Source organism: Escherichia sp. MOD1-EC5495 (assembly GCF_002965965.1).
GTDB lineage: Bacteria > Pseudomonadota > Gammaproteobacteria > Enterobacterales > Enterobacteriaceae > Escherichia > Escherichia ruysiae.
Map to the genome: position 1 here is coordinate 1 of NZ_PTRI01000008.1, position 11,658 is coordinate 11,658.

An 11,658-nucleotide genomic window follows, 5' to 3' on the forward strand; every position below is an offset into this window, starting at 1 on the left:
GACTATCACTTATTTAAGTGATATTGGTTGTCTGGAGATTCAGGGGGCCAGTCTACATACCAACTGCCAAATAGGTTTTATTATTAGTTTCAATAACAGCCTTATTTATATAGAAGCTACTTCCTTGTTCATAGGACACAAGATTAAGTAAACGATCCATACGCTCCTTGTATTTATAACTGATATTATTAATGATTTTTTTGAGTTCAACAATCTCGCTACTATCATTTTGCACAATATCAATTGTGTCGTTGCGATATACTGAATTAGCTAATTTTTTCAGATGTTCTATTAGTTTGCTGGATTCGCCTTTAATTTTTTTTGTTATTTTTTCAACGATATACCATAATAAACAAAAACAAACCAAGCCACATAAAAACATCAATGTAAAATATTTATTGATGTTTGCATCTTCTGCTTTTTGATAGTAAAAGTAATGGAATCTGACATCAGGAAGCCTGGGGAGTGAGATAATATTGTCTATATAGTTGCCACTATTATTACTTATGTTATAACTTCCCGATGACTCGCGGACAATAAGATGTAACATTGATTTTTCATTACCTACCATAATCCTTTTATTTTGTTCCATGAATAGAATATCAGCATCACCACCTAGTTTATTTAAAAAATTACTGAAATATCTTTCATCAAGATCCAGATGTATTAACTTCAGAGCAAATGAATCTTTTTCTTCTTCGGATGGTCGTAGAGAAAATGAAAAACATTTTTTTCCGGCAATACCATAACAATTATACCATGGTGACCATTTTGAATAAGTCCCTGCCGGTAATTTATTCCAGGGACGTGATTCCGGGTTAAAGTAGTTATCGCTAATATTACCATCGTCCCCAATAAAAGGTTTACCGGGTTCTGATTTTCCCAGGAATTTTACCTCACCATTCTCCGCTCGAATAAAGCTAAGATAGCTTCCATTATTGAGCATTATCCCCACTAAATTAACCGCGTCTATTTTTTTCATGCGATGAAGGACTGCTCGCTTTATCTCATCTTCATCATTTAACAGATAAATTGCATCTTTTAATGCATCAGCCTCTTTTTCAACTTTAGAAAAAAAATTATTCAAATTGTTATTGATGAGTATAAGGTTAATCCGTGAAGAGTTTTCTGCTATTTTTTTATGGAAATCAATTGCGGTAATAAATGACAAGACAATATAGACAGTAACAGCTAATATAACCGCAGTGTTAAATCTTGAGTTTAATTTTTCGGTAATGCTATACATACTGGTGTTCTGACTAAAATGTTATCAATTGCTTTAATATAATATCGTATAAAGTTCTGTATATTAGACGATGTTACCCTTCTCTTTATGACTTTCTTAATTTCATTATTCCCATATAACAAATATGTCATGATGAGAAGATTGATTTTTTCTTAATTTCCACAAGTGATTATCATGCTTCTTATTTTAACCAGAACAATATTGTTATATGTAATGCTCATTTTTGTATCTTTCATCCACGCTACCGCCTTTCGTTAAATTTGCAACGAAATAATTTAGATATGAAAAAATTACCCTATAACAACACAACTAGCACATCCTGCCGAGTTGTGACATCTACTCTATAATTATCCAAAAGAGGTATTAGCATCTATTATCAGTAATCCATTCTGTTTATTTATCTTATTCAAGACATGTGTAATACGACTCTCTTAGCCCAAAATATATTAATCAGTAAACTTAAAGTAAAATTTAGTCAGAAAGTGATCGCGAAAATTTCACTGCCAGGGCTGTAATTTGTCCATCAACCTAACAGATAAATATTTTCAGGAGTACACGTTCGATAAAACAATAGATGCAACATTAGAGCACTATTTTATTTTTAAAACAAAAGACTGTAAACTACACCAGGTATGAGAAGATTCTGTCGGGAGATGATTCTTGTTGGATTAAAATCCTATAAAATATAGCTTTACCAGAATATTGCACCAAGAAATCAATATACCATCTGCATAACCAAACAATAATTGCAATCATTCTCAGAAAATTTAACCATAATTAGCAACGTGTAAATTTATTGATACAGATCAAAAAATCCGAGTTTACATTACCACTCTTTGTTGAAAATTTAGCCGTAAAAATCATGTTATTACGATGCGCAAGAGTTTACTCCAGAGCTCCAAATAATAACTTGCAAAATAACCAATAATTAAAACTATCACCATATCTAAAAATAAAGGTCTCCGATAACTAAAATTTGTATTATCACGGCAGCGTTTATATTCTTTCATCCCTTAAGAAAAACTTAACTTTTGCCTTGGCAGACCTGCTCTAATTTTAATCTATTTAATATCATAGCCCCGGAGAACCGGGGCATGATGACTATTTTATATTCGCTTTACGTGCGAGCAGCGGGAATATCAGCCCCAGTCCAACGAGGACAAATGGCGTAGTAATGTTCAGTGCCAGTTGGAATGTCCACTCTGCAGTGAAGGCTTCCATTTTCGGGAAGATTCCTGTCAGGCAGGCAAACGCGGTAAAGGCAAAACACCAAATCCCAACGGTCATTGCCAGCGACTTATTACGAATAAAGACATACTCTGGTTTATATTTCTGCGCCAGGCGAACGACAGCAATAAACGCAACAAATACCCACAAATAACGCAGTGGCATCACTACCGAGTTAAGATTCAACAGCCATTTATAGAGATTGTTCATATCACCGATGCCGAGAGTCGGGAGCATAATCAGGATCGCCACCAGCACCAGAGTCAGAAAATAGCCATTCACGGGCGTACCGGAAGCGTTGGTACGACATAAACTGGCAGGAATATATTTGCTGTCGGCATCGCCTAATAACACTTTAAGCGGTGCATCAATCGAAAATACCAGTGCGGCAACTTGCCCCAGAGTGTTCGCAATGGCATAAATCACCATTAAGGTATTACCCATATTGTAATACTCCCCCAGCTTCTGGAAGGCGTAATACTGACCGTTAGTCATCAAATCATCGGGAATATTGCGCGAGTCAAACATCATCCCCATCGCCAGTGAGCCGAGAATCGCACATACTGCTACCATCCCCGCCAGACACAACATCCCTTTTGGAAATTCTTTTCCTGGGTTGCGTGTTTGGTTAACGTAAGGAGAAATCTTCTCAGCACCACCAACCGCAAAAACCAGCATTGAAATGGTGGTAATGTAGGTGAAATCGATATGTGGTATGAATGTTTCCCAGGTAATGTTAGTAGTCGCAATATGCACTTCAGTAATCGCAGGCGCGGTTACCGCCATCGCCACATAAAGGAGCGACATGACAAACATTGCAATCCCTGCCACAGAACCAACAATTTTCAGTGACTTCATGCCTTGGGAGGCAACCCACATAAAGAAGATAAACAGCACCAGCGTTAACCCCTGTAACGCTACGACCGAATATTCTTTGATTAACGAACCATCGCCTTTCATCGCCCAACCGAGCGCGATCAGTATTGCCTGTGGTTTTTGTGCCAAATAAGGAATATGCACCACCCAGTAGGTCCATGCTGCAAGGTAAGCCAGCCCTGGTCCCATGGTATGTTTAATCCAGGTACTAACGCCCCCTCTCCCGTCTTTAAAGGTCGAACCTAACTGGCCGACAATCAGGGCATAAGGTGTGAAATAGAGCACAAAAATAAATACCCATGAAAAAACAACCACCAGTCCCTGGTTGGCATAGTTATTTACAACGTTGCCAAAGCCCCAAACGGTAATAAATGACATCAAAGCAATGTTGTACCATCGCAACTGTTTTTCCTGAACGTTCCCAGCCATAGATCGATCCTTCGCCAATATTTAATGGATATTTAGAAAACGAGGAATTATGCGCGGCAAACAAGACGTGCGGAAATAGCGGAATGCAAAATTATAACCTGCTGCACACTTTATTTTTTTACGAATAAAATTTGCTAAAAGATAGTTGTACAGAGGAAACAAAAAACAGAGTGCGAAACAGGCAGTTCACACTCTGCACTCATTCATTTACACGTGAGCAACGGGTTTTGGTGTATGACCGGCGTTACGAAGCAGCATGAGTAAATAAATAAACGACACACTGGCGATCATGATAAACAGCAGATTATCAGAGAAATTCTGCATTAACATGGCAGTAAAAGACGGGCCAAGCAGACTACCGACGGTATAGCTTAACAATAACGCCTGATTCATTGCCACCAGCTGATGATGTTCAACTTTCTCGCAAGCCCAGGCCATCGCCACCGGATAGAGCGTAAAACCGGCTGCACCGAGGATGAACAACGCAGGTGCCATTGCCGCCTGACTTAACATCGCAATGCTACCGAGAATGACGACAAATACCTGAACGCGTAGTACCAGCAGGCGACCAAATTTATCTGCCAGACGACCAATTGGCCATTGCCCAAGGATACCAGCACTAACCAGAACCGCCATCCAGAAGCCAATGCTGGCGTTGCTAATCCCTTTATGATTGAGGTACAGCGGCATCAGGCCATACAAAGAACCCAGAACGATTCCCGAGATAATACAGCCGTTCACGCCAAGCCGCGCCTGACGAAGTTTTAGCATTGACGTAATTGGCGTCGAAGCATGGTTCTCAGCCTGCTGATTCACGATACGAGTAAACAGCAGCGGCAAGATCCCTGCCAGGGTCAACCCTGTAGCCCACGGCAATACGCTCATCAACTCTGTTGAAACTTTACTGAGCAGTAACTGACCTAAAAACGTCCCCACGTAATAAACCATCATATAGGCGGCAAGTAACCGCCCACGGTTACGTGACGTACCGCTGCACATCAGCGCGCTTTCTACCACCACCCAAATCATGGCGCAACCAACGCCTGCGACGAAACGCCAGGCTAACCAGCTCCAGAAACCAATCATCAAGCCAAGCCCGGCACAACCCGCAGCAAAAATAAAGGAAGCAAGGTAATAGCTGCGATTAAACCCAAAGCGTTTAATGACATACCCTGTCAGTAAAGTACCGACCAGGTTGCCGGTAAAATAAGACGAACTGACGACGCCGACCTGCCATGTGGGCAAGTGTACCTGGGCGAGCCATAGCGGCACGAGTGTATTTAACACCGCGATCGCCAGAGTCAACAAAAGTAGGCCAGACAGCAAAAGCATGACAGGCCGGGTATACGTGGACATGAATGAAAACCGTGAGGAAGTTCAAATTTCATGCGCATCATGCCACCGCCAAAAACATTGTCAATGGGTGAAAATACGTACATAACGCAGCGGCTGTATTATCGATTTATATTACTCATTCATAACACTAATAACGAAAAGATAATCAGTCTCATCTAATTGTTTTTATTGATCTAACGTAACGTTCATATGTTTAGTTCAGTCGAAAAATTTCATGGTCACTGCAAACCTGAATTTCCCGTCTATGCTTTCAGGGCAACGCATCGCGTCTGAACGATTTCAGGCGTACCACTGACTCTCGAAAGGAGAAGAGAATGACCAAACCGTATGTTCGTCTCGATAAAAATGATGCTGCTGTTTTGTTAGTTGATCACCAGGCCGGTTTACTTTCCCTCGTGCGGGATATTGAACCTGACAAATTTAAAAATAACGTGCTGGCGCTGGGTGACTTAGCCAAATATTTCAATCTACCCACCATTCTTACTACCAGTTTTGAAACCGGTCCTAACGGCCCATTAGTCCCTGAACTGAAAGCTCAGTTCCCGGATGCACCGTATATTGCCCGTCCGGGAAATATTAACGCCTGGGATAACGAAGATTTTGTTAAAGCGGTCAAGGCGACAGGTAAAAAGCAGTTGATTATTGCCGGAGTGGTCACCGAAGTTTGCGTAGCATTCCCGGCACTTTCGGCGATTGAAGAAGGTTTCGATGTCTTTGTGGTGACTGACGCGTCAGGAACCTTTAACGAAATTACCCGGCATTCGGCATGGGATCGTATGTCACAAGCAGGGGCACAATTGATGACGTGGTTTGGTGTCGCCTGCGAACTGCACCGTGACTGGCGCAACGATATCGAAGGTCTGGCGACGCTGTTCTCTAACCACATTCCTGATTATCGTAATTTGATGACCAGTTATGACACCTTAACGAAACAGAAATAAAAGAAAACCGGGGCCGAGACCCCGGTTATAAACATCTTAGCTGGCAACGGCCATCCCTACAGTCATATGCAACCCGTAGAACACGCCGCGCCCGATTAACTCACCAGCCAGAAGCAGGATGAATGACACGGAAAGCAGCGATACCGCAGGCTGAGAACCTTTTAACTGCGGTACAATCCACAAGCACAGTGCCACGGCGATAAGCACAATCCGCCAGGCCATCAGCGCACCGTAATCCGGCACTAACGCCGCTGCCTGCTGTACAGAAGAGTGAATCGTAGCGAGTTCAGCCCCCTGCATTACAGACATTACGCCGCTCACCACCAGCGCCAGCACTGAAATGGCCGGAAGTAAACGCATCACCCAACCATTAACCCCCGCCAGACGCAGTAACAAATATCCCAGCAGCGGGCCTCCCATAAACATAGTCAGGAAGAAACCCATCGGTGTCCAGATGCTGTACCAGGTCGGTACGGTATCGATGCTGTTATAAACTCGCACCATCATCCAGACAAACACCACGCCGAGAATCATCGTCACCACCAGCCACAGCGTGCGTAATGCCGGTGACAGCTTTTTCAGCACTGCCAACAACCAGCCGATGCCACCTACGGCAAAAAAGATCGAACCACTGGCGATTTCGTTACTCAATGCCGAAGAGCCAACCCGGTTGAGTGAGTTAAAAGCGCGCATGGGTGAGCCAAGGTGAAGCATTGAGGCGATAAAGCCAATGCCCATCAGTACCCACAAGCCAAACATACAGGTAATCACCCGCTGTTGGGTATCGGCCCGAAGCTCGCCTTTCAACAAGGCGAATGCCAGAACGATAAAACCGCCCACGACGCACTGCCCGAAGACCGTGAAGATCATCAACGGCCATTCATGCCATCCACTTCCCATCTCACACCTCCTTCGGATTTGCCAGATAGCCAGTGGTATCCCCGGTTGGGCGGCTGTTGGCGTTAGGTTTGATCACAATATTCGGTTTGGTAAAGTGCGCTCGTGGCAATGGCGCAACGGCCGCCAGATCGCCGTGTTTTTTACGCAGCTCGTCGATGGGGCCGAAATCCAGCGCCCGCAGCGGGCAAGATTCGACGCAGATCGGCTTTTTACCTTCCACAACGCGGTCATAGCAGCCGTCGCATTTGGTCATATGCCCTTTGGTTTCGTTATACTGCGGTGCACCGTACGGGCAAGCCATATGGCAGTAACGACAGCCGATGCACACATCTTCATCAACAACGACAAAACCATCTTCACGTTTATGCATCGCACCGCTCGGGCAGACTTTGGTACACGCCGGATCTTCGCAATGATTGCATGAAATCGAGAGATAGTAGGCAAACACGTTTTGATGCCAGACACCGTTATCCTCCTGCCAGTCGCCGCCAGCATATTCATAAATGCGGCGGAAGCTGACTTCTGGCGTCAAATCTTTGTAGTCTTTACAAGCCAGTTCGCAGGTTTTGCAACCGGTGCAACGGCTGGAATCAATAAAAAATCCATACTGGGTTGTCATCGGTTACTCCTTACACCTTTTCAACCTGAACAAGGTTTGTATGCGACGGATTCCCCTTGGCGAGAGGAGACGGACGTTGAGTGGTCAGTACGTTGATACAACCGCCCTTATCGACACGTTTTGCATCCGGGTCATACCAGGCGCCTTCGCCCAGTGCGACCACACCCGGCATCATTCGTGGCGTCACTTTCGCCTCAATATGAACTTCACCACGATCGTTAAAGATCCTGACTTTATCGCCGTTGCTGATACCGCGTTTTTGCGCATCAAGCGGGTTGATCCACATTTCCTGGCGGCAAGCCGCTTTCAGCACGTCTACGTTGCCGTAGGTGGAGTGAACGCGAGATTTATAGTGGAAACCTGTAAGTTGCAGCGGATACTGTTTGTTCAGCGGATCCTGATAACTTTCAAAACCTGGCGTGTAGATCGGCAGTGGATCGATCACGTCGCCTTCCGGCAATTCCCAGGTAGCGGCAATGTCAGCCAGCGCCTGGGAATAGATCTCAATTTTGCCCGATGGCGTGGTCAGTGGATTAGCCTGCGGATCTTCACGGAAGGCTTTATAAGCAACGTGATGCCCTTGTGGGTCGCGCTTTTTAAAGATCCCCTGCTTGCGGAACTCTTCAAAGGTCGGCAACTCAGGGATCGCTTCCCGCGACTGCGCATACAGGTGACGCATCCACTCTTCCTGAGTACGACCTTCCGTAAACTGTTGCTCAACGCCAAGACGTTTTGCCAGTTCGCTGGTCATTTCATAGATGGTCTTACATTCAAAGCGCGGTTTAATCACCTGATCGTTGAAAATCACGTAAGACATATTCCCGCAGGATGCATCCAGCGCAAAGTCCATCTGTTCGGAAGCGGTGCAGTCCGGCAGCAGGATATCAGCGTATTTCGCGGATGATGTCATGTGGCAGTCGATAACCACAATCAGCTCACACTTCTTATCATCCTGAAGGATTTCATGGGTACGGTTAATTTCTGAATGCTGGTTAATCAGGCAGTTACCGGCATAGTTCCAGATCATCTTGATCGGCACATCCAGCTTATCTTTTCCGCGAACACCATCACGCAGCGCCGTCATTTCCGGGCCACGTTCAATGGCATCGGTCCACATAAACATGGAAATGCTGGTCTGGATCGGGTTTTCGAGAGTCGGCATCCGCACAAACGGTAAGCTGTATGAACCTTCGCGCGCGCCGCTGTTACCACCGTTAATCCCGACGTTGCCGGTCAGAATTGCCAGCATTGAGATAGCACGAGTAGCGATTTCACCATTAGCGTGACGCTGCGGCCCCCACCCCTGGCTGATAAACGCCGGTTTGGTACTGCCGATTTCACGTGCCAGTTTGATGATTTTGTCTGCCGGAACGCCAGTGATTTGCGATGCCCATTCCGGCGTTTTGGCAACGCTGTCTGCCCCTTCACCCAGAATATAGGCTTTGTAATGACCATTTTTCGGCGCACTGGCTGGCAGGGTTTTCTCGTCGTAGCCAACGCAATATTTATCGAGGAATTCCTGATCAACCAGATTTTCGGTGATCATGACGTACGCCAGACCGTTAACCAGTGCGGCATCTGTTCCCGGACGAATTGGGATCCACTCATCTTCACGCCCGGCACCGGTGTCGGTATAGCGCGGATCGATGATGATCATGCGAGCATTTGATTTCTGACGAGCCTGTTCAAGGTAATAAGTTACCCCGCCACCGCTCATTCGCGTTTCGCCCGGGTTATTACCAAACAGCACCACCAGCTTACTGTTTTCGATATCTGACGGGCTGTTGCCATCCGCCCAGCCACCATAGGTATAGTTCAGACCTTCTGCAATTTGCGCGGAGGAATAATCACCATAATGGTTCAGATAACCGCCGCAGCAGTTCATCAGGCGCGCGACCAGGGTATTTCCCGGTGGCCAGGAACGGGTCATTGTGCCGCCCAGCGTACCGGTGCCATAGTTCAGATAGATGGATTCGTTACCGTACTCTTTAATCAGTCGCTGCATATTAGTAGCGATAATGTCGTAGGCTTCTTCCCAGCTAATACGCTCGAATTTGCCTTCACCGCGCGCCCCGACGCGTTTCATCGGATATTTCAGGCGATCTGGGTTATAAACGCGACGACGCATCGAACGCCCACGCAGACAGGCGCGTACCTGATGCAGGCCGTCGTAATTGTCATCACCGGTATTATCCGTTTCGACGTATTTGATTTCACCGTCCACGACATGCATTCGCAGTGGGCAGCGGCTACCGCAGTTAACTGTACATGCGCTCCAGATAACCTTCTCGTCAGAATTTGCCGCAATGGCGTTATCGACAGCGTGCGCTATTCGACTAAAAGGTAATGTTAATGCACTGCTGGCCATCGCCAGGCCACCGATCGCTGTCGTTTTAACCAAACCACGGCGACTCACCTCAGCAGCCAATACCGCATCAGGGATTTTCGTTTTCATAATGGCTCACTCAAGCTTGCTCACGATTAATTCCAGTAACAAACCGTATTGTGTAATTATTTTTATAGCTGGCGCTATATAGGTTTGTATACATCGAATGATTTGAAAATCAACGGGATAGGTAGATTTTCACTCGTAAGTAGTATTGCGCTTAAGTAACGAGTAATTATTGTTTGGTATCAAAGGGAGACAAAAAAAGCGCCCGCAGGCGCTTTTTAGATTCAGAAAAATTGGGTATTAGCCAATATATTCCAGTCCGTTCATGTATGGACGCAGAACTTCTGGTACTTCAATACGACCATCAGCCTGCTGATAGTTTTCCATTACTGCAACTAGCGTACGGCCAACAGCCAGACCGGAACCGTTCAGGGTATGCACCAGACGGGTTTTCTTGTCAGACTTGCTGCGGCAGCGTGCCTGCATACGACGCGCCTGGAAATCCCAGACGTTAGAACAAGAAGAGATCTCGCGGTAGGTGTTCTGCGCCGGGATCCATACTTCCAGGTCGTACGTTTTGCAAGCGCCAAAGCCCATGTCGCTGGTGCAAAGGATGATTTTACGGTACGGCAGACCCAACAGTTGCAGGACTTTTTCTGCATGACCGGTCATCTCTTCCAGCGCCGCCATAGAGTCTTCCGGGCGCACGATCTGAACCATTTCAACTTTGTCGAACTGGTGCATACGGATCAGACCACGGGTATCACGACCATAAGAACCGGCTTCAGAACGGAAGCATGGAGTATGGGCGGTCATCTTAATCGGCAGGTCATCTTCATCAATGATTTCACCGCGCACCAGGTTGGTCAGCGGAACTTCTGCCGTTGGGATCAGCGCGTAGTTACTGGTGTCTGCTTCTTCTTCCAGCGGACGGGTATGGAACAGGTCGCCAGCAAATTTCGGCAACTGACCTGTACCGTAAAGCGTATCCTGGTTAACCAGATACGGGACATAGTTTTCACTATAGCCATGCTGCTCGGTATGCAGATCCAGCATAAACTGCGACAATGCGCGGTGCATACGTGCGATCTGCCCTTTCATCACCACAAAGCGCGAACCGGTCAGCTTAACCGCTGCTGCAAAGTCGAGGCCAGAGTGCATTTCACCCAGCGTCACGTGGTCACGAACTTCAAAGTCGAACTCACGCGGGGTGCCCCAGCGGCTGACTTCAACGTTGTCATTTTCGTCTTTACCCACCGGCACTTCATCTGCAGGCAGGTTAGGGATTGTCAGCGCGATATCGCGAATTTCAGCCTGTAAAGCATCCAGCTCGGCTTTTGCTGCATCCAGCTCTTCGCCCAGTTTGTTCACTTCCAGACGTAAAGGCTCGATATCTTCCCCGCGCGCTTTCGCCTGGCCAATGGATTTCGATCGGGAGTTACGCTCCGCTTGCAGGTTTTCCGTTTTTACCTGCAATACTTTACGACGCTCTTCAAGAGCGCCCAGCTTATCTACATCCAGCTTAAAGCCCCGGCGTGCCAGTTTTTCAGCGACTGCGTCTGGCTCATTACGCAGCAGATTGGGATCGAGCATGCTTATCCTGTGCTTATCGAATTAAATGGGAGATGTGGCCACAGCCTGCGACCACAGGGATACAGTAACAACATTACCG

At 46.3% G+C, this 11,658-nt stretch carries 8 protein-coding genes; 1 reads left to right on the forward strand and 7 read right to left on the reverse strand.

Features of this window, described 5'->3' with window-relative positions:
* Positions 1-52 precede the first annotated feature (52 nt).
* The 3 genes from BEG40_RS07950 to BEG40_RS07960 form a co-directional block, all read right to left on the reverse strand.
* A complete protein-coding gene (locus BEG40_RS07950; RefSeq protein WP_286135067.1) occupies positions 53-1,246 on the reverse strand; it encodes a CHASE9 sensor domain-containing protein in 1,194 nt (397 codons plus the stop codon).
* A 1,101-nt stretch (positions 1,247-2,347) separates the two neighbouring features.
* Positions 2,348-3,778, reverse strand: a complete 1,431-nt coding sequence (locus BEG40_RS07955; RefSeq protein ID WP_105285191.1) for an APC family permease — start codon at positions 3,776-3,778, stop codon at positions 2,348-2,350.
* Between the two features lie 207 nt (positions 3,779-3,985).
* Entirely contained in the window at positions 3,986-5,134 is a 1,149-nt protein-coding gene (locus BEG40_RS07960; protein ID WP_000109306.1) for an MFS transporter, read from the reverse strand.
* A 314-nt stretch (positions 5,135-5,448) separates the two neighbouring features.
* On the opposite strand from BEG40_RS07960, the gene ycaC reads away from it, so the two are divergent.
* Positions 5,449-6,075 (forward strand): isochorismate family cysteine hydrolase YcaC, encoded by a 627-nt coding sequence (gene ycaC / locus BEG40_RS07965; protein WP_000165876.1) that lies wholly within the window; start codon positions 5,449-5,451, stop codon positions 6,073-6,075.
* A gap of 36 nt (positions 6,076-6,111) precedes the next feature.
* On the opposite strand, the gene BEG40_RS07970 is transcribed toward ycaC, so the two are convergent.
* The 4 genes from BEG40_RS07970 to serS form a co-directional block, all read right to left on the reverse strand.
* Complete coding sequence (locus tag BEG40_RS07970) at positions 6,112-6,975, reverse strand: dimethyl sulfoxide reductase anchor subunit family protein (protein WP_000534710.1); 864 nt, start codon at positions 6,973-6,975, stop codon at positions 6,112-6,114.
* A gap of 1 nt (position 6,976) precedes the next feature.
* On the reverse strand, positions 6,977-7,594 hold the full coding sequence (dmsB, locus tag BEG40_RS07975; protein WP_000213101.1) for a dimethylsulfoxide reductase iron-sulfur subunit DmsB: 618 nt from the start codon (positions 7,592-7,594) through the stop codon (positions 6,977-6,979).
* Between the two features lie 10 nt (positions 7,595-7,604).
* Entirely contained in the window at positions 7,605-10,049 is a 2,445-nt protein-coding gene (gene dmsA, locus BEG40_RS07980) for a dimethylsulfoxide reductase subunit A (protein ID WP_105285192.1), read from the reverse strand.
* 237 nt (positions 10,050-10,286) lie between these two features.
* On the reverse strand, positions 10,287-11,579 hold the full coding sequence (serS, locus tag BEG40_RS07985) for a serine--tRNA ligase (protein ID WP_105285193.1): 1,293 nt from the start codon (positions 11,577-11,579) through the stop codon (positions 10,287-10,289).
* Positions 11,580-11,658: the final 79 nt, after the last annotated feature.